The 17,640-nt window shown below is 70.0% G+C and carries 15 protein-coding genes; 8 read left to right on the top strand and 7 right to left on the bottom strand.

Annotation, left to right across the window (positions count from 1 at the left end; all coding sequences use genetic code 11):
* Window positions 1-39: 39 nt before the first annotated feature.
* Both JUB13_RS14555 and JUB13_RS14550 read left to right on the top strand, forming a co-directional pair.
* Window positions 40-2,793, top strand: coding sequence for a cation-transporting P-type ATPase (locus JUB13_RS14555; RefSeq protein ID WP_236024950.1), 2,754 nt, complete (start codon window positions 40-42; stop codon window positions 2,791-2,793).
* 106 nt (window positions 2,794-2,899) lie between these two features.
* Window positions 2,900-3,379, top strand: a complete 480-nt coding sequence (locus JUB13_RS14550; RefSeq protein WP_207480112.1) for an HXXEE domain-containing protein — start codon at window positions 2,900-2,902, stop codon at window positions 3,377-3,379.
* Between the two features lie 37 nt (window positions 3,380-3,416).
* Here the strand turns inward: JUB13_RS14550 and JUB13_RS14545 are convergent, their stop codons facing one another.
* A complete protein-coding gene (locus JUB13_RS14545; protein ID WP_207480110.1) occupies window positions 3,417-4,322 on the bottom strand; it encodes an MBL fold metallo-hydrolase in 906 nt (301 codons plus the stop codon).
* Window positions 4,323-4,470: 148 nt separating this feature from the next.
* Between JUB13_RS14545 and JUB13_RS14540 the strand changes: the two genes are divergently transcribed.
* Both JUB13_RS14540 and JUB13_RS14535 read left to right on the top strand, forming a co-directional pair.
* Window positions 4,471-5,121 (top strand): LysE family transporter, encoded by a 651-nt coding sequence (locus JUB13_RS14540; RefSeq protein ID WP_207480108.1) that lies wholly within the window; start codon window positions 4,471-4,473, stop codon window positions 5,119-5,121.
* Between the two features lie 85 nt (window positions 5,122-5,206).
* On the top strand, window positions 5,207-6,595 hold the full coding sequence (locus tag JUB13_RS14535; RefSeq protein ID WP_207480107.1) for a tetratricopeptide repeat protein: 1,389 nt from the start codon (window positions 5,207-5,209) through the stop codon (window positions 6,593-6,595).
* Here the strand turns inward: JUB13_RS14535 and JUB13_RS32040 are convergent.
* Window positions 6,567-7,739, bottom strand: coding sequence for a glycosyltransferase family 4 protein (locus JUB13_RS32040; protein WP_207480105.1), 1,173 nt, complete (start codon window positions 7,737-7,739; stop codon window positions 6,567-6,569). The two genes, JUB13_RS14535 and JUB13_RS32040, sit on opposite strands and share 29 nt — an antisense overlap.
* Window positions 7,740-7,763: 24 nt before the next feature.
* Window positions 7,764-8,138 carry a cupin domain-containing protein gene (locus JUB13_RS14525; protein WP_207480103.1) on the bottom strand — a complete coding sequence of 125 codons (375 nt, stop codon included), beginning with the start codon at window positions 8,136-8,138 and terminating at the stop codon, window positions 7,764-7,766.
* 264 nt (window positions 8,139-8,402) lie between these two features.
* Here JUB13_RS14525 and leuC point away from each other — a divergent pair, with 264 nt between their 5' ends.
* From leuC to leuB, 3 genes are read left to right on the top strand one after another with little or no spacing between them, the layout of a single operon-like run.
* Window positions 8,403-9,809 carry a 3-isopropylmalate dehydratase large subunit gene (gene leuC / locus JUB13_RS14520; protein ID WP_207480101.1) on the top strand — a complete coding sequence of 469 codons (1,407 nt, stop codon included), beginning with the start codon at window positions 8,403-8,405 and terminating at the stop codon, window positions 9,807-9,809.
* 26 nt (window positions 9,810-9,835) lie between these two features.
* Window positions 9,836-10,447: a 3-isopropylmalate dehydratase small subunit gene (gene leuD / locus JUB13_RS14515; RefSeq protein ID WP_207480099.1), complete on the top strand. Its 612-nt coding sequence runs from the start codon at window positions 9,836-9,838 to the stop codon at window positions 10,445-10,447.
* 43 nt (window positions 10,448-10,490) lie between these two features.
* Window positions 10,491-11,600, top strand: coding sequence for a 3-isopropylmalate dehydrogenase (leuB, locus tag JUB13_RS14510; RefSeq protein ID WP_207480097.1), 1,110 nt, complete (start codon window positions 10,491-10,493; stop codon window positions 11,598-11,600).
* 115 nt (window positions 11,601-11,715) lie between these two features.
* On the opposite strand, the gene JUB13_RS14505 is transcribed toward leuB, so the two are convergent.
* From JUB13_RS14505 to pstS, 3 genes are all read right to left on the bottom strand, one after another.
* Complete coding sequence (locus JUB13_RS14505; protein ID WP_207480095.1) at window positions 11,716-12,873, bottom strand: glycerophosphodiester phosphodiesterase; 1,158 nt, start codon at window positions 12,871-12,873, stop codon at window positions 11,716-11,718.
* A gap of 169 nt (window positions 12,874-13,042) precedes the next feature.
* Window positions 13,043-14,755 carry a Na/Pi cotransporter family protein gene (locus JUB13_RS14500; protein WP_207480093.1) on the bottom strand — a complete coding sequence of 571 codons (1,713 nt, stop codon included), beginning with the start codon at window positions 14,753-14,755 and terminating at the stop codon, window positions 13,043-13,045.
* A gap of 95 nt (window positions 14,756-14,850) precedes the next feature.
* Entirely contained in the window at window positions 14,851-15,897 is a 1,047-nt protein-coding gene (gene pstS / locus JUB13_RS14495; protein ID WP_207480091.1) for a phosphate ABC transporter substrate-binding protein PstS, read from the bottom strand.
* A gap of 618 nt (window positions 15,898-16,515) precedes the next feature.
* On the opposite strand from pstS, the gene JUB13_RS14490 reads away from it, so the two are divergent.
* Entirely contained in the window at window positions 16,516-17,034 is a 519-nt protein-coding gene (locus JUB13_RS14490) for a hypothetical protein (protein ID WP_207480089.1), read from the top strand.
* A gap of 240 nt (window positions 17,035-17,274) precedes the next feature.
* Here JUB13_RS14490 and JUB13_RS14485 read toward each other — a convergent pair whose 3' ends face one another.
* A complete protein-coding gene (locus tag JUB13_RS14485; RefSeq protein ID WP_207480087.1) occupies window positions 17,275-17,616 on the bottom strand; it encodes a winged helix-turn-helix transcriptional regulator in 342 nt (113 codons plus the stop codon).
* Window positions 17,617-17,640: the final 24 nt, after the last annotated feature.

Genomic DNA, 17,640 nt, shown 5'->3' with positions numbered 1-17,640 from the left:
TATTCGCGGGATGGGGGGATAGATGACGCGAGGTCCGGCATGCCCGTGGACAGGCTGATGAACCCCGATGACCCAGCCCCCGACACGGTCGCGAGCCCCGCAGCGGAGCCCCCGGCGTGGCACGCCGTCGCTGCCGCGGAGGCCCAGAGGCGACTCGGGACCCCGCAGGACGGCCTGGATCCCGCCGAGATCGAGGGGCGTCGGAGGCGCTTCGGGCGCAACAGCCTGCCGACGCCGAGGACGCGCGGCCCCGTGGCGCGTTTCCTCGCCCAGTTCAACAATCTCCTGATCCGGGTGCTGCTGGGCGCCGCGGCGCTCACCGGGGCTCTCGGCCACTGGACGGATGCCGCCGTCATCCTGGCGGTATGCGTGCTCAACGCGGGCGTGGGTTTCGTTCAGGAGGGCAAGGCCGAACAGGCGCTGGGCGCCATTCGCCGGATGCTCTCGGCCAGCGCCACCGTGCTGCGCGGCGGGCGACGCGCCGCGATCCCCGCCGAGGATCTCGTTCCCGGGGATCTCGTCCTTCTGGAGCCCGGCGACAAGGTGCCAGCCGACCTGCGGCTCGTCTGGGTCAGGAATCTGCACGTCCAGGAGGCGGCCCTGACCGGCGAGTCGGTCCCCGTCGCGAAGGGAGCCGATCCGGTCGCGGCCGGCGCGCCGCTGGGCGACCGCAGCTCCATGACCTTCTCCGGCACGCTGGTGACGCACGGACAGGGCCGCGGGGTCGTGGTCGCGACCGGCCCGGCGACCGAGATCGGCCGCATCAGCGGCATGATGGCGGCGCTCGAGGGCATGGAGACGCCGCTGCTCCGCCAGATGGCGGGGTTTGCCGGCACCTTGACCGTCTTCGTGCTGACGGCAGCGGCGCTGGTCTTCGGCTTCGGCCTGCTGGTCCACGGCTACGACGCCGCGGACCTGTTCATGGCGGTGGTGAGCCTTGCGGTTGCGGCCATCCCCGAAGGTCTTCCGGCCATCCTGACCATCACGCTCGCGATCGGCGTGCAGCGCATGGCACGCCGGAACGCGATCATCCGCCGGCTGCCGGCCGTCGAGACGCTGGGATCCGTCTCCGTCATCTGCACGGACAAGACCGGCACACTGACCCGGAACGAGATGACCGTGCGCTCGGTCGCAACAGAAGGGCGGGTCTTCGAGGTCGGCGGCGTCGGTTACGAGCCGCATGGCGGCTTCGTCCTCGAAGGGCGCGAGCGCCTGCCCGACGAACATCCGGCATTGGTCGAACTCGCACGCGCCGCCGCGCTGTGCAACGATGCCGTCCTGCGCCGGGGCGGCAGTGGCTGGTCGGTCGAGGGCGATCCGATGGAAGGGGCCCTGCTCGTGCTCGCCTTCAAGGCCGGGATCGACCTGGATGCGGAGAGCCGGAATCTGCCGCGCACCGATCTCATCCCGTTCGAGAGCGAGCACCGCTTCATGGCGACGCTGCACCACGACCATCAAGGCCGCGGCGTCATCTACGTGAAGGGTGCCCCGGAGCGGCTCGTCGAGATGTGCTCGGCCGAGCGGGGCCCGGAAGGGGAGCGCCCCGTGGATCCGAAGTTCTGGAAGGCACGGGTCCAGGACCTTGCCGCGCAGGGCCAGCGTGTCCTGGCGGTCGCGGCGAAGCCCGCGCCGCCGGGCCGGCGCGACCTGCGCTTCGACGACGTGGCGGGCGGGCTCGTGCTGCTCGGCCTGGTCGGCATGATCGACCCGCCGCGCGAGGAGGCTGTGGAGGCGGTGCGCGCCTGCCGCGCCGCCGGGATCCGTGTGAAGATGATCACCGGCGACCACGCGGTCACGGCCTCGGCCATCGCCGCGCAGATCGGCCTCCAGAATCCGTCCGCCACCCTGACCGGCTCCGAGGTCGAGGCGCTCGACGACGCGGCGCTGGCCGAGCTGGCGCCCGATGTGGACGTCTTCGCCCGGGCCAGCCCGGAGCACAAGCTGCGCCTTGTTCAGGTCCTGCAGGGACGCGGGCAGGTCGTCGCCATGACCGGGGACGGCGTGAACGACGCGCCCGCACTGAAGCGCGCGGATGTCGGCGTGGCCATGGGGCAGAAGGGGACGGAAGCGGCCAAGGAGGCGGCCGGGATGGTGCTGGCCGACGACAACTTCGCCTCCATCGCCCAGGCCGTGCACGAGGGGCGGACGGTCTACGACAATCTCAGGAAGGCGATCGTCTTCCTCCTGCCGATCAACGGCGGCGAATCGCTGAGCGTCGTCGTCGCCATCCTTGCCGGCCTGACGCTGCCGATCACGCCGCTGCAGATCCTGTGGGTGAACATGGTCAGCTCGATCGGCCTCGCTCTGTCGCTGGCGTTCGAGCCGGCGGAGCGCGACGTCATGAACCGTCCGCCGCGGGCCCCCGGCGAACCCCTGCTGTCGCCATTCCTGATCTGGCGGATCGCCTTCGTCGCGCTGCTGATGACCGCAGGCATCTTCGGCCTGTTCGAGCTGGCGCGCTGGCGCGGCGCCGACGACGCGACCGCCCGGACGATCGCGGTCAACACGCTGGTCGTGATGGAGGTCTTCTACTTGTTCAGCGTGCGCTATATGCGCGCGTCGTCGCTGACCCTGCGGGGCGTGCTCGGGACCCGGCCGGTCCTGATCGCGGTGGCGACCGTGACGGCCCTGCAGATCGTGTTCACCTACGCGCCGTTCATGGGCGCGCTGTTCGCGACGCGCCCCGTGGGCGTGGCCGACGGGGGGCCGGTGCTCGCGACCGGCGTTCTGCTGTTCGCGATGCTCGAATGCGAGAAGGCGATCATGCGCCGGATCGGGGCGCCGGTGCGATAGACCGGCGCCGCGCCGCCGAGGTGGGGCTTGATGCAGGTGGGTAGAGCAAGCCGCAAAATTGCCCTAACTTAACGGGCGACGTCGTCGGTGTGCCGGGAGGAGGAGCGTGTCCGCTGCCGTTGCACAGCGCTCGCCGGGTTTCCACAGGCTCGTCTGGCTGATGCCTGCGGCCTTCGCGATCCACATCGTCGAGGAATACACGACAGGCTTTCCCGGATGGGTCTCGCAGACGCTCGGCGGATCCATGACGGGCAGCGCATTCCTCGCCAACAACGCGCTCTTCATGGCGATCCTGCTGAGCCTGACGGCCTGGGCGTCATTGCGCCCGTCGGTTCCGGCGACCTTCGCCCTGCTGTGCTGGGCCAGCGGGAACCTGTTCTGGAACTTCGTCTTCCACGTCGTCACCACCGTCCCGTACGCCCGCTATTCCCCGGGCCTGGTTACGGCGGCGATCCTCTATCTCCCGGTCTCCGTGCTCGTCGCGCGTTCGGCGCTCGGCGAAGCCGTCATCTCCCGTGGCGGCTTCGCCGGCGCGGTGTCCATCGGCGCGATGCTCATGCTGCTGGTGATGTGGATCGGCCTGTAGCGGCCGTACCGCGGCGCAGCCGCTCCGAAAGCTCGAGCTAAGCGCCCTTCCGGACATAGGCGCTGCCGTCCTCCGCCCGGGCGGGGCTCGCGAGATAGCGGCCCTGCTTCGGCACGGCGATGGCGTCGAACCCGTCGGCCAGGCGATGCAGGGCGGCGCGCATCTCGGGGCCGTGCATGGCCACGCCGTGACCGGTGACCGCGAGCTCGGGCTCCAGCGCCGCGAGGCGGCGGACGGACTCCCTCGCCTTGTCCCACTCGACCGTGTAGTACATGGGCGGGCCGTGCATCTCGGCCCGCTGCACGGCGACGGCATAGGCGGACTCCTGCCCCGTGGTCACGAAGGCATCGCCCGCGACGATCGTCCTGTCGGCCTCGCGCCAGAGCGAGACATGGCCGACGCTGTGACCCGGCGTGTGGATCCAGCGCCAGCCCGGCATGTAGGGAATGCTGCCGTCCTCCGGCAGGGCACGAAGGCGGCCGCCCACGTTCACGGGGCCGCGGGGATAGAGCCGCGCCAGCGCCGCCATGGCGCCGCCGCCGACCGACGGGTCGCCCGGAGGATAGGCCGCGCTGCCGTCGAGATAGGGATGCTCGAGCACATGGGCGTAGACCGGCACGTCCCATTCGGCGGCCAAGTCTTCCAGGGCGCCGATGTGGTCGAAATGGCCGTGGGTCATCACGATGGCGGAAGGGCGGGCACCCTCGCCGAAGCGCTCCGCCGCGGCGCTTTTGATGAAGCCCTTGGTGCCGTGGATCCCGGCGTCGATCAGCACCCAGTTCCGGTCCCCCGCGCCGCTCGCGCCGTAGAACACCACGTTGACGATGCCGAGGCGCCGGTAGGCGAGGTCGGGCGCGATCTCGTGGGTGTGATCCCGCCGCGCGGCATCCAGCGCCGGGTCGACCGCGCTCGCCTCGGGCGGAAGGGGAATCTGCTCTGCCATGGCTTCGATCTCCACTCGCCCGGCGGCCGGGCCGTTTCTGCTGCCAATGGCCGAAAGCGGCGGCCGTTCCCGATCGGCCTGCATTCGCCCGGCGCCAGGAGGATCTTCGATCTCGCGACGCGGGCGTCGCGGGGCTAGTCTCCCCTCCATGCCGCTCGACCCGCATCTCCTGGGCCTCTATCTCGCCGCCGTCGTGCTCCTGGTCCTGGTGCCCGGGCCCGACACGCTGCTGGTCCTGACGCGCAGCATCGCCGGCGGGCGCGAGTCCGGGCTGATCGCGACGGCCGGCATCACCCTGGGCAACATCCTCCACTCGCTGCTGGCCGCTGCCGGGATCTCGGCGCTGATCGCGGCCTCGCCCATACTCTTCGACCTGCTGCGCGTGGCGGGCGCGGCCTATCTCGCCTGGATCGGCGCCAGGGCGCTGCGCGCGGCCGTGCAGGGCTGGCGCGCGGGCGGCGGCGATGCGGGCCTTGTGCCGCCACCGGCCGGCCGGATCTTCACCCACGCGCTGTTCACGAACCTGCTGAACGCCAAGGTGATCCTGTTCCAGCTCGCCTTCGTGCCGCAATTCGTGGATTCCGACCTTGGCCGGGTGCCGCTGCAGATCTTCCTGCTGGGCGTGATCCTGTCGGCCATGGGCGCCCTCTACTTCGTCGCGATCGCCGCGCTGGCCGCCAGCGCCGCGCGCCGGGCGCTCGCCAGCGCCAAGCTGCGCGCGGCGCTCGACGGGCTCGCCGGGGTGCTCTTCCTGGGCTTCGCCCTACGCCTGCTGCTGACCGAGCGCCGCCTGACCTGATGACTCGGGGCCTGATCACTCGGAGCCTGATCACTCGCGGCCTGATCCCTCCGGCCCCCGCAAGACCCCGAGACGCGGAGCGGCCTTGCGGCAGGGCCTGGATCCCTGGCATTCCATGGGGATGGAAAGCGGCAGAGAGCCACGGGCCGACGATGCGGCCGCCCCCCCGATCGCCGCCCTGCTCGCCGAGGCGGACCGGCTGGTCGCCCGGATCGCCGCCGGAGGGGACCCCGCTGACGAGGCCGCGCTGCGTGCCGTGGTGGGGCGCCTGCTGCCGATCGACGAGGCGGCGGCGCTGGAGCGGCTGCTGGCGGTCTGGCCCGGCTTCGCCGCGGCGCGCGTGCGCCGGGCCGAGATCCTGGAGCAGCGCGGCGATGCCATGGCGGCGCTGGCCGAGCTGCGCCGCGCCCTGATCCACGATCCCGGCTCCTCCGCCGCGCTCTGGCATCTCGGGCGGCATTCGGATGCCGAGGCGCCGCTGCGCCGGGCGCTGGCGGTGGAACCGGGGCTCGCCGCCGCCGCCCAGGACCTTGGCATGCACCTGCTGCGGCGCGGCCGCCTTGCCGAGGGATGGCGCCTCTACGAGGCGCGGCGGCACACGCCCTCCTGGGTCGACCGCTCGGCCGATATCGACGCGCCCGAATGGGACGGGCGGCTGGTGCCCGGGCTGCGGCTCCTGCTGGTTGCCGAGCAGGGGCGCGGCGATGCGATCCAGTTCGTGCGCTATGCCGCGCCCCTGCGCGATGCCGGAATGCAGGTCCTGCTGCGGGCGCCCGAGCGCATGGTGCGCCTGCTGGGCAGCGCCCCGGGGCTTTCCGGCACCGTCGGCTTCGGCGCGGTGCCGCCGGCCGTGGATGCATGGGTCCCGCTGATGACGGTGCCGCGCTTCCTGACGCCGACGACGGGGGCCATACCCGCGCCGGACCGCTATCTCGCGGCCGATCCCGCGCGCATCGACCTCTGGCGTGCCCGGCTCGGCGCGCTGCCGGGGCTGCGGGTCGGCCTTGCTTGGCAGGGCAATCCCGAGGTCGTCGGCGACGGCACGCGCTCGGTCCCGCCGGCGGCGCTGTCGGCGCTGGCCGCCGTTCCGGGGCTCAGCCTCGTCAGCCTGCAGCGCGCGCCCGACGGCGGGCCGCTGCCTCCGGGAAGCCTGCTGCCGGGCGTGCTGGATCCCGGGCCCGGACTCGATGCGGGGCCCGACGCCTTCCTGGATACGGCGGCGGTGATCGCGGGGCTGGACCTGGTGGTGACCTCGGACACGGCGCTCGCACATCTGGCCGGTGCGCTGGGCGCCGAGACCTGGGTCGCACTGCGGGCCGTGCCGGACTGGCGCTGGTTCCTCGGGCGCGAGGACAGCCCCTGGTATCCCGCCATGCGCCTGTTTCGCCAGCAGGCGCCCGGCGACTGGGCCGGGGTCTATGCCCGCATCGCCGAGGCGCTGCGTCTCAGAGCAGTGGCAGCAACGCGTCCCTGAGGGCTGCGGCCTGGGCGCGCCAGGACAGGCGGGCCAGCACCGCGGCGCCGCGCGCGCCCATGACCCGGGCCGCCGCCCGGTCGCGGTGCAGGGCCTCCAGCGCCTCGACGATCTCCTCGACCTCGCTCTCGCCCCAGCCCGGCCGGCCGGGGACGGAGGTCTGGCGCGTCAGCGGCAGGCAGGCGCCGGGCTCCACCAGGTCGCGCTGGCCGGTGTTGTCGGCCAGGATGGTCGGCACGCCGCAGGCCATGCATTCCATGGCGACGAGGTTGGTGCCGCCCTCGCAGCGGTTCGGGAAGACGGCCGCGTCCATCTCGCGCAGCAGGGGCGGCATCTCGGCATTGGGGACTTGGCCCAGGTCGATGATGCGGTCGGGATCCACGCCGTTCTCGGCCGCCCAGCGCCGGACGTCCATCCGCCCGTGCCCGTCGAAGCCCGGCGGGACGAGGCCGGGATTGGCGCCCAGCGAGGCCGCCGTCTCCGGCCAGGGGCTGTGCCAGGCGGTGACCAGCAGCGCCTCGGGATGGCGGGATGCGAAGGCCCGGAAGGCCAGCATCACCAGGTCCTGGCCCTTGCGGTATTCGGCCTTGCCACCGGAGAAGACCAGGAAGCGGTCGGCGAAGGGACGGTTCACGGGGGCCGGGTGGAACAAAGTGTCGTCCACCCCCTGCAGAACCGTGGGTCCGCCGATGCCGTGCGCGTCGAGCACCGCGCGGTTCCAGCGCGATCCCGCGACGACGGTCCGGTAGCGGCGCGCGCGCTCGACGGCGTCGGGCGGGATCTCGGCGCTCTCGAAGAAGACCGCGGCGAGGTCCGGGCTGCCGGCGAGATCAACGCCATGGGCCGAGGGCAGGGGCGTGAAGTCGGCGGCCAGCGCGCTCAGCACCGCGGCGCGCACGGGGACGCGCGTCCCAGCATGGGGCGCCAGGCTGTCCTGGAAGGCGGAGGAGGCCGCGAGGAACGGCCCGAGGCGCAGGCGCCGCAGCGGGTCGAGCGCCAGCCGCGCGGGATCGGCCGGGGCCGAGCACAGCGGGCGCAGCGCCGGGTCCGCGACCCAGTGCAGGGCGAGGTTCAGCCCGTAGACGCCCCAGCCGTAGTAGCTGGACGGCTGCCACTGCAGGACGATGTCGCGGGGGGCGCTCACGGGCGGCGGCTCACGGGCCGGGGCTCATGCGGAGGTGGGCTCGAAAATCGCATAGAGCTTGCGGGCGGTTTCCACGACCTCCCAGCTTCCAGTGAAGCCCGCTGGGACCACGAAGGTGTCGCCGGCCCGGAACACCGCTTCGCCGCCGCCCTCGTCGCGCAGCAGGACGATGCCGGAGAGCAGGTGGCAGAGCTCGCTCTCGGTATAGGAGACGCGCCAGCGCCCCGGCCTGCCTTCCCAGATCCCGGCCGAGAACTGGCCGGTGCCGTCCGTGAAGTAGTTCCAGGCCGTCTGGTCGGGCGCGCCGGACAGCACCTTGGCGGGGTCCGGGCGGATGGGGATCTCCTCGCGCGGGCTCTGCCCGAAGCGGGCGAGGTCGGCGACGGTCTTGGGGGTCATGGCTGCACTCCGGCGGGTGGGCCATCATGGCCGTCCGGCGAGGCTTCATGCAACGGCGCGCCGAGGTCGTCTAGAAAGCAAGCTTCGGCAAGCTCGTGACGCCATGGTGTGTTAAGTTTTGCGGCAGCGGCCGCTCCGGCGACAGGAACGGAACGCATGGCTGGCTGTCGCGATTCGCTAAGCCTTGAGGGACCAGCCGCTCTCTTCTATGTTCTCGGTCCCGCCGCCCCGCCCGGAGGCGGTGACCACTGCCGGGTAAGTCCGATGTCCAAGCCGCGCACTCTGTTCGACAAGATCTGGGACAGCCACGTCGTCCACCGCCAGGAGGACGGCACCTGCGTCCTCTACATCGACCGCCATCTGGTGCACGAGGTGACCAGTCCGCAGGCCTTCGAGGGGCTGCGCATGGCCGGGCGCAAGCTGCGCCGGCCCGAGGCGACCTTCGCGGTCGCCGACCACAACGTGCCGACCACGGACCGCTCCAAGGGCATCGCCGACGAGGAGAGCCGGATCCAGGTCGACACGCTGGAGCGGAACGCCGGGGACTTCGGCGTCACCTATTTCGGGATGGACGACATCCGCCAGGGCATCGTCCACGTCACCGGGCCCGAGCAGGGGCTGACGCTGCCGGGCATGACCATCGTGTGCGGCGACAGCCACACCTCGACCCATGGCGCGTTCGGCGCGCTGGCCTTCGGCATCGGCACCTCGGAGGTCGAGCACGTCCTCGCCACCCAGACGCTGCTGCAGCGGCCCGCGAAGAACATGCGGATCACCGTGAACGGCAAGCTGTCGGCCGGTGTCACCGCCAAGGACATCGTGCTGGCCATCATCGCGAAGATCGGCACCGCGGGCGGCACGGGCTACGTGATCGAATACGCCGGCGAGGCGATCCGCGGCCTGTCCATGGAAGGCCGCATGACGGTCTGCAACATGTCGATCGAGGCGGGCGCGCGGGCCGGGCTGATCGCGCCGGACGATACCACCTTCGCCTACATCAAGGGCCGCCCCTACGCGCCCAAGGCCGGCGCCTGGGAGCAGGCCGTCGAGTACTGGCGCTCGCTGCCCTCGGACGAGGGAGCGGTCTTCGACAAGGAGGTCGTGCTCGAAGCGGCCGAGATCGTGCCGCAGGTCACCTGGGGCACCAGCCCGCAGGACGTGCTGCCGATCACCGGCACCGTGCCCGACCCCGCGCAGGTGGCCGATGCCGCCAGGCGCGCCGCGGTCGAGCGTTCGCTGGCCTATATGGGCCTGACGCCCGGCATGCCGCTCAGCGAGGTCAAGGTCGACACCGTCTTCATCGGTTCCTGCACCAACGGCCGGATCGAGGACCTGCGCGCAGCCGCCGAGATCGCCTCCGGGCGGAAGGTCGCGGCGGGCGTGCGGGCGCTGGTCGTCCCGGGCTCGGGCCTCGTGAAGGAGCAGGCCGAGGCCGAGGGGCTGGACCGGGTCTTCAAGGAGGCCGGCTTCGAGTGGCGCGAGCCCGGCTGTTCCATGTGCCTGGCCATGAACGCCGACAAGCTGAGCCCGGGCGAGCGCTGCGCCTCGACCTCCAACCGCAACTTCGAGGGCCGGCAGGGCCGCGGCGGACGCACCCACCTGGTGAGCCCGGCCATGGCGGCCGCGGCGGCCGTCACCGGCCGACTGACCGACGTTCGGCAGCTGGCCTGAGCCCACGGCCCCGAGGAGGACGAGACATGGACAAGTTCACGACGCTGACCGGGGTCGCGGCCCCGCTGCCGATGATCAATGTCGACACCGACATGATCATCCCCAAGCAGTTCCTGAAGACGATCAAGCGCACCGGCCTGGGCAAGCACCTCTTCGACGAGATGCGCTACACCCAGGACGGCGCCGAGATCCCGGACTTCGTGCTGAACAAGCCGGCCTACCGCAAGGCGCAGATCCTGGTGAGCGGCGAGAACTTCGGCTGCGGCTCCTCGCGCGAGCACGCGCCCTGGGCGCTGCTGGACTTCGGCATCCGGGCGGTGATCGCGCCCAGCTTCGCCGACATCTTCTTCAACAACTGCTTCAAGAACGGAATCCTGCCGATCAGGCTGCCGCAGGAGCAGGTGGACCAGCTCATGGAGGACGCGCGCAAGGGCGCGAACGCCACCCTGACCGTCGACCTGGAGCGGCAGGTGATCGAGCGGCCCGACGGCAGCACGATCCCCTTCGACGTCGAGCCCTTCCGCAAGCACTGCCTGCTGAACGGGCTCGACGACATCGGGCTGACGCTCCAGCACGCCGCCGAGATCGACGGCTACGAGGCCCAGCTGCGCCAGCGCCAGCCCTGGCTCATCGCCTGAGACCATAAGAACGCCTGAGCCCAGAAGAGGAGACGACCCGAACATGCCCGCCAACAAGAAGCTCCTGATCCTCCCGGGCGACGGCATCGGGCCCGAGGTGATGCGACAGGTCCGCCGCGTGGTCGACTGGATGGACCGCCGCCGCCACGTCTCCTTCGACGTGGCCGAGGGGCTGGTGGGCGGCTGCGCCATCGACCAGCACGGCGTGCCGGTCTCGGACGAGACCATGGCCGATGCCATGGCGGTCGATGCGGTTCTGCTCGGCGCCGTGGGCGGGCCGAAATGGGACGGCGTGCCCTTCGACCGGCGACCCGAGGCGGGCCTGCTGCGCCTGCGCAAGGAGCTCGGCCTGTTCGCGAACCTGCGCCCGGCCATCGTCTTCGACGCGCTGGTCGACGCCTCGACCCTGAAGGCCGAGGTCGTCCGCGGCCTCGACATCATGATCGTGCGCGAGCTGACGGGCGGCGTCTATTTCGGCGAGCCCCGCGGCATCACCGATCTGCCGAACGGCGAGCGCCGCGGCGTGAACACGCAGGTCTACACGACCTCCGAGATCCACCGCGTCGCCCGCGTGGCCTTCGACCTCGCGCGCAAGCGCAACAAGAAGGTCCATTCGGTCGAGAAGGCCAACGTGATGGAATCCGGTCTGCTGTGGCGGCAGGAGGTGACCAAGCTGCACGCGGCCGAGTTCGCGGATGTCGAGCTGCAGCACATGTACGCCGACAACTGCGCCATGCAGCTCCTGAAGAACCCCAGCCAGTTCGACGTGATCGTCACCGACAACCTGTTCGGCGACATGCTCTCGGACGAGGCGGCGATGATCACGGGCTCGCTGGGCATGCTTCCCTCCGCCTCGCTGGGCGCCGAGGAGGGCGGGCGCCGCCGCGCCCTCTACGAGCCCGTGCACGGCTCGGCTCCCGACATCGCCGGGCGCGACGTCGCCAATCCCATCGCGACGCTGCTGAGCTTCGCGATGATGCTGCGCTACTCCTTCGACATGGACGAGGACGCGAAGCTGATCGAGGGCGCCATCGAGAAGGTGCTGAAGGGCGGCATGCGCACGGCCGACATCATGGCCCCGGGCATGGCCCGCTGCTCGACCACCGTGATGGGCGAGTCGATCGTCCGCGAACTCGACAAGCTCGCGGCTTGATCCGCCACCTGCCGCAGGCTCGGGATCCCGGGCCCCTGGCCACCGCGGCCAGGGGCCCTTTCCGTTTCCGCCCGACCATGGCAAGGGCTGTGAACGGCCTTGCCGTCGCCGGCACCTACCGCGCCTTCAGTGCGGTGTCGGGAAAATCGGAGAACACGCCGTCGATGCCGGCGCCATAGAAGGCCCGGTATTCCTCGAGCGGATCATTCTTGAAGTCGGCGGCCAGACGCCGCGGCTCATTGCGGAACGTCCAGGTGTGGACCTGGAGACCCACCGCATGGGCATCCGAGATGACGCCTGTCGGCGGCATCGGGATCCGGTCGCGCTCGTCCATGACCCCATCGCCGTTGAGGTCGTCCGGGGTGCCGTCCCCGTCCCGGTCGACCTGGCGCGTCGGGATCAGATACGGCTTCCAGGGCGCTATGATGTCCGCGTAGCCCTTGACCTCGGCCAGGCCCTCCCTGGTGACGAGGTCCTTGTAGGTCCGCCCGTTCCCGGACACGACGAAGTCGTAGGGCCGGGCCGAGGGCGCGGCGAATGTAACGGCGCCATCCCTGTCGACGCCGTCGGCGGAGACGAGCTGCGCCAGGCGTACCGCCGTTCTCGTGCGCAGGTACTTGAGGTTTGCGACCTCGAAGCTCTGGATGATGACGGGTGACGTCTTCTCGGTCCAGCCGACCGCCTCGAGCGTCTCGAGCAACCGGTCCTCCAGCGGCAGCCCGATCTGCTGGTGGTATGTCGGGTGCTTCGTCTCGGGATAGATGCCGACGGAACGTCCCCGGCGTGCCGACTCGGTCCTGACGAGCTCGACCACTTCCTGCAGGGTTGGAATCTCGAACTCGCCATTCCTCGACTGGTCACGCTCGGCCATCGCCTGTCTGGCGCGCAGCCGCTTGATCTCGGCGAGCGTAAAATCGCCTGCGAACCAGTCGGTGACATCGGCGCCGTCGACGGCGCGGGTGGTCCTGCGGTCGGCGAACTCCGGATGGTCCGCGACATCCGTGGTGCCGCCGAGCATGGGTTCGTGGCGAGCCACGAGCACACCATCCCTGGTCGCAACCAGATCCGGTTCGATGAAGTCGGCCCCCATCTCGATCGCCAGGGCATAGGCTGCCAAGGTGTGCTCGGGCAGGTAACCGCTGGCACCGCGATGGGCGACCACCAGCGGCGGCTCTCCGGTCAGCGTCCGAGCCTGGGCCCAGGCACCACCGACGTTGCCGGCCGCGGTCCCGACTGACACCAGGAGGATCGCAACGGGAAGCGTCCTTGCCACGGCCTGGATCTCCTCGAAGCTGGGATGGTCTCGCGCTGGGGTCGCCGGGAATGGCGACAGGATGCCCTTTTGACTGTCGGGGCCGCTACGGCTTCGTGAACTGGCCGCGGATCGGCAGAGGGTCGAACCCGTCGTGCTCAGGCGACATCCAGCTTAGGCGGCATGCAGGTCAGGCGACGGCCGGGCTCGGGCCGCCGACCGGAAGCGCGCCCGGCTCCGTCGCCATGACCTCCGCGGCTGCGGAACGGTCGACAGAGCGGCGCTCCGCATCGATGCGCTCGACCAGCAGGAACGCGCGCTCGGCGCTGCCGAGCAGCCCGAGGAGCGCGCCGCGCTCCTCGGGCGAGAGGCTGTCATGCGAGAGCGTGCGCCGGCGCAGGTCGCCCAGATCCAGGACCCGTCGTTCCGCGGCCGCGTCCGTGGCCAAGGGGCGGTCGGAGGAGGGCAGGATGGCCGACACCGCCTCCGCGATTCGCTCAAGGATCCCGCCGACCAGCTCACGCCCCGCGCCCGAGAGGGGCTCGCGCTTCACGCGCACCGCGATCTGGTGGAGCGTATGGCCGAGGCTCTCCACGAAATCCTCCTCCTCGACCAGGCTGCCGATCAGATCCGCCTGCGCGTAGGGCTGCCCCGGCGTGAGGAGCGTCGCTGCGAAGCTGCCGATGTCGCGGCTCAGGATGTCCACCGCGGCGCGGTGCGCATCCGGGTCCTTGGGAGCGTTCGGCAATCCACGCGCCGTGTCGAGGAAGACCGCGCCGGCCTCCAGATGGCGGGCGATCTCCTTTTGGAGCGCCGGAACCGCCAGGGCGATGTCGCCCCGGAGATGCGGTCCCAGGTACTTCGGGACGGAATAGTCCTCGACGTCCTCGGATGCGTCTCTTCCAACCCGCGACAGGACCCGCTCGAACACGCCCGTAAAGGGGAACAGAAGCAGCGTGTTGAAGATGTTGAAGAAGGTCGAGTACAGGCCAACCGCGACCGGGACCAGCGGGAATGTCTCCTTGCCGTTCACGATCAGTGGCACGCCGGGGTCGCCACCGAACCACTGCATGACGTAGCGCAGGATCCCGGTCGAGACGAAGAACAGCGGCACGGTTACCAGCACGCCGATGATGTTGAACGAGATGTGGGCATAGGCCGCGCGCTTGGCGTTCCTCGAGAGGCTCAGCGACGCGATCCACGAGGTGATCGTGGTCCCGAGATCGGCGCCAAGGGAGAAGGCCACGGCCGTCTGCCAGTCGAGGATCCCCGACGATCCCAGGCCCATGACGATCCCGATCGTCGCGGACGAAGAATGGATCAGCGCCGTGACCACCGCCGCCGTCGCCACGCAGGCCAGCAGCCCCCCGAAGTCGTCGGCCCGCAGCGACGAGATGAGCTCCATGACCTCGGGCATGCCGCGCAAGGGTCGCAGACCTCCGGTCATGAGGTTGAGGCCGTAGAAGATCAGGGCGAAGCCCATGCAGGCCAGCGCGATGTTCTTGACCTTCTCCGACTTTGAGAAGATGTGGACGAGGGCGAAGAACCCGCCGAGCAGCAGACCCAGAGGGCCGAGCGGCAGGGCGATGAGACCGTTGCCGAGGGTCGTCCCGATATTGGCTCCCATGATGACGCTGATCGCCGGGCGGAGACCGACGACGCCGGCGTTCACCAGGCCGACCACCATCACGGTCATGGCCGTTGAGGACTGGATCACGCCGGTGATGAGGGTGCCGGCCAGAACGCCCTTGGCCGGCGTCCCCGCCACCTTCCCGAGAAGCGATCGCATCCTGTTGACCGCGACGGCCTGGATGCCGGCCGACATGAACTCCAAGCCCAGCATGAAGATGCCGAGCCCGCCGATGACCGGCACGATGATCTGCGTGAAGACATCGACCTGCATGTCTGGCCTTTCCCGATTGCACGGCCGGCCGGCCGTCATGGAGCGGGGGGGACGCCGCCGCCCGTCCTCGGGCGACAGCGCGGAACGCTTGCGGTTCAGTGAGGGGCGTCTGGCAGGGTTGCCGCCCAGTAGGACTTGATCCGAGGGACCATGTCATCCGGCAGCGGGACGTAGCCGAGGTTCACGGCGTCCTCCGACCATCGCGTCAGTGCGTGGTCGAAGAACCGCAATACGCGGCGCCCGGCGGGCCGGTCCGAGGATTCCCGCGGGACCAGCGCGAAGACGGCGGCGGTGATCGGATAGATATCCGGTGCCACCGCAGCGACGGGCTGGAGTGCGAAATGCTCTGCGCCACCCCAGTCGAGGGACCGGGCCGCTGCATCCAGAGTCCGCCGGGACGGTGGCACGAACCCGCCGGTCCCGTTGCCGAGGCTAGCCGCCGGAAGGCCGGTGCGGAGAGCCTGGCCGAACTCCAGATAGCCGATCGCGTGCGGGGCTGCCTTGACCGCCTCGGCCAAGCCGCCGCTGCCCTTGGCTCCCTTTCCGACGGGCCAGCGCACCTCGGTGTCGACCCCGATGCGATCGCGCCAGTGAGCGCTGGCACGGGCGAGATAGGCCGTGAAGTTGTAGGTCGTGCCCGAGCCGTCGCTGCGGTGCACGACCGTGATCGGCGCCTCCGGAAGCTTGAGATCGGGGTTGAGGGCCTTCAGCTCCGGATGCGACCAGGTATCGATCGTGCCCAGATAGATGCTTGCAAGCGCCTCTCCGGACAGCCGCAACGCGCCGTTCCAGATCCCGGGCAGGTTCGCGACGACGGCGACGCCGCCCATCGCGATCGGGAACTGCGCCAGGCCATGCCGCTCCACATCGACAGACCCGAGTGGCACGTCCGTCGCACCGAAATCGACCGCCCGTGCGATGACCCGCATGATCCCACCCAGCGATCCCACCGGCTCGTAGTCGAGACCGCCCTCGGGTGCCGGGAAGTCGCCGCCATCGGCCTCGACCGTCCGGAACTTCTGGCCCCATGCCCCGAGCAGCGGGAGAACGAAGGTGGACCCCGCACCGGTCACCGGCTCCGCCCGAAGCGGCGCCGCCAGCGCCGCGCAGCACGCGATGACGAGCAGCACCGTCCGCGACATTCCACCTCCCGCCACAGCAGCCTCGCACGCCTCTTCCGGCAGGGACGGAGCCTAGGCCGCATGCGTGACAGGCGGATGACAGGACCTCGGTCCCAGCGGCGTCGCTCCCGAATGCGCCGGGCTGTCCACAATTGCGAGGCCGTGCGCCGGCCTTGACCGGCCGTGGCCATACCTCGGATTTCTTGGCTCGCCGTTACCCCGCGACGTCTAACTCATGGGCGGACGGGGTGAAGGATAGAAATCACTCCGAATCCGGCGAACACCTCGCCCGCCTTGCGGAGTTCATCCCGCACCGGGTCATGCTTTGCTCGCCGTACTCCGGATGCGCGCATTGGGCGTCACCTGGATGTCACTGGGGCCCGATATATGGGAGCGCAATCCACAGCATGGAGCGGGCCATGTCCTGCCAAAGGCCGCGCGGCGAGCCGTCCCTGTCAGATATCCTGCAGGATCCGATCGTTCAGCTGCTCATGAGACGAGACGGCGTGGACGCCGGGAAGATCATGGATCTTCTCAATGATGTCAGGACCAGCGCCGCCGAGAAGCGGCCTGCTGACCCGCTTGCCTCGTAACCATGTCCGAGGTCTGGGCGTTGGCGCGAAATCCGCGGGAGGCTCCTTGAGCGATCATTCCGGCGCAGCATTCGACGCCGGTGACGTCACAAGCTCCCTCTCTTGCCGGTTTGCGGGACCCCGTCCCGTCGCCGGCAAGGGAATGGCGACGATCGACCGGAACGCGACAAGTGCAATCAGCACCTACGACATCGCGCAGCTGGAGGGCGCCAATGAGATTGTCGCCCTGCGAGCGGCGATGTCTGAGCTGTGTGAAGCGCAACCCCGCATGACGTCTAGGAGGAGGGCAAAGGGCACGGCGAAGCCTCAATGGAGCGCAGCACCGGCCATCCAGCGTAGTCGAAGTCCGGCATCAGGCCACTTCGCGGTCGCGACGGCCTCTCAGCTCCCGCTCGAGCACACGTTCCTTCAGGTCCAGCAGCGGCACGAACTCTGCCGTCCGGCATTCGGCCAACTGTCGCCGCGCGATACCCAGCGCGTGGGAAAGATCCTCCTCGCTCAGCAAACGCGCGGCTTCCTGGAATATGTGTTCTGGTGCGAGCATGAGTCCTCGAAGTGCGCCTGACGCACGAGAGGCGGGAATATACCTATTTCATCATTCATCCACAATCCAGCTCTCGGGCTAGCCTTGGCGATGGCGCTCGCCCATTGGCTATCCGAGCCGTGTACAGCAGTTGGGGTGTGTGTGATTGTGGGCTTGTCTCGCGGATCTTGTGCGCGTTCGCACGGAGCGTGAGCGCATGATTCCTGCCGGCTCTGACGTCCGGCAGCGCTGGCGGGTGAGGGCTCGGCTGCCTGCCCCAGCTCAGCTGGGCAGGTCACCCCAGCGGCCTGTGGCGCGAGCGTAGGCCTCACCCCAATCGGCAATGGGACCCAGGGCGACATTGAGGGCGTGCCCCCAGTCCGTGAGGGCGTACTCGACCCGAGGCGGCACTTGGTGGAAAACCTGGCGTGTGACGAGCTGGTCGGCTTCGAGTTCGCGGAGTTGCTGGATCAGCACCTTCTCGCTCAATCCCCCGATGCGGCGCCGGAACTCGCCGAAGCGGAGCGGTCCTTCCCGCAGTTCCCAAAGAATCACGGCCTTCCACTTGCCGCCTACCACCTCGAACGCGGGTCCGATCCCGCAGGCATAGCTTCCGTTCGGCATGAACCCATCACTTACCAGTTGGTA

This window comes from Arenibaculum pallidiluteum (genome assembly GCF_017355985.1).
Classification (GTDB): domain Bacteria; phylum Pseudomonadota; class Alphaproteobacteria; order Azospirillales; family Azospirillaceae; genus Arenibaculum; species Arenibaculum pallidiluteum.
Note: the sequence above shows the minus strand (reverse complement) of the source record. Positions and strands in the feature narration are given on the sequence as shown.

Bases quoted from the DNA above. Each gene is read 5' to 3' on its own strand.
- JUB13_RS14555 (WP_236024950.1), top strand. From the start codon at position 40: ATGCCCGTGGACAGGCTGATGAACCCCGATGACCCAGCCCCCGACACG.
- JUB13_RS14545 (WP_207480110.1), bottom strand. From the start codon at position 4,322: ATGGCAGAGCAGATTCCCCTTCCGCCCGAGGCGAGCGCGGTCGACCCG.
- JUB13_RS14540 (WP_207480108.1), top strand. From the start codon at position 4,471: ATGCCGCTCGACCCGCATCTCCTGGGCCTCTATCTCGCCGCCGTCGTG.
- JUB13_RS14525 (WP_207480103.1), bottom strand. From the start codon at position 8,138: ATGACCCCCAAGACCGTCGCCGACCTCGCCCGCTTCGGGCAGAGCCCG.
- leuC (WP_207480101.1), top strand. From the start codon at position 8,403: ATGTCCAAGCCGCGCACTCTGTTCGACAAGATCTGGGACAGCCACGTC.
- leuD (WP_207480099.1), top strand. From the start codon at position 9,836: ATGGACAAGTTCACGACGCTGACCGGGGTCGCGGCCCCGCTGCCGATG.
- leuB (WP_207480097.1), top strand. From the start codon at position 10,491: ATGCCCGCCAACAAGAAGCTCCTGATCCTCCCGGGCGACGGCATCGGG.
- JUB13_RS14500 (WP_207480093.1), bottom strand. From the start codon at position 14,755: ATGCAGGTCGATGTCTTCACGCAGATCATCGTGCCGGTCATCGGCGGG.
- pstS (WP_207480091.1), bottom strand. From the start codon at position 15,897: ATGTCGCGGACGGTGCTGCTCGTCATCGCGTGCTGCGCGGCGCTGGCG.
- JUB13_RS14485 (WP_207480087.1), bottom strand. From the start codon at position 17,616: ATGCCGAACGGAAGCTATGCCTGCGGGATCGGACCCGCGTTCGAGGTG.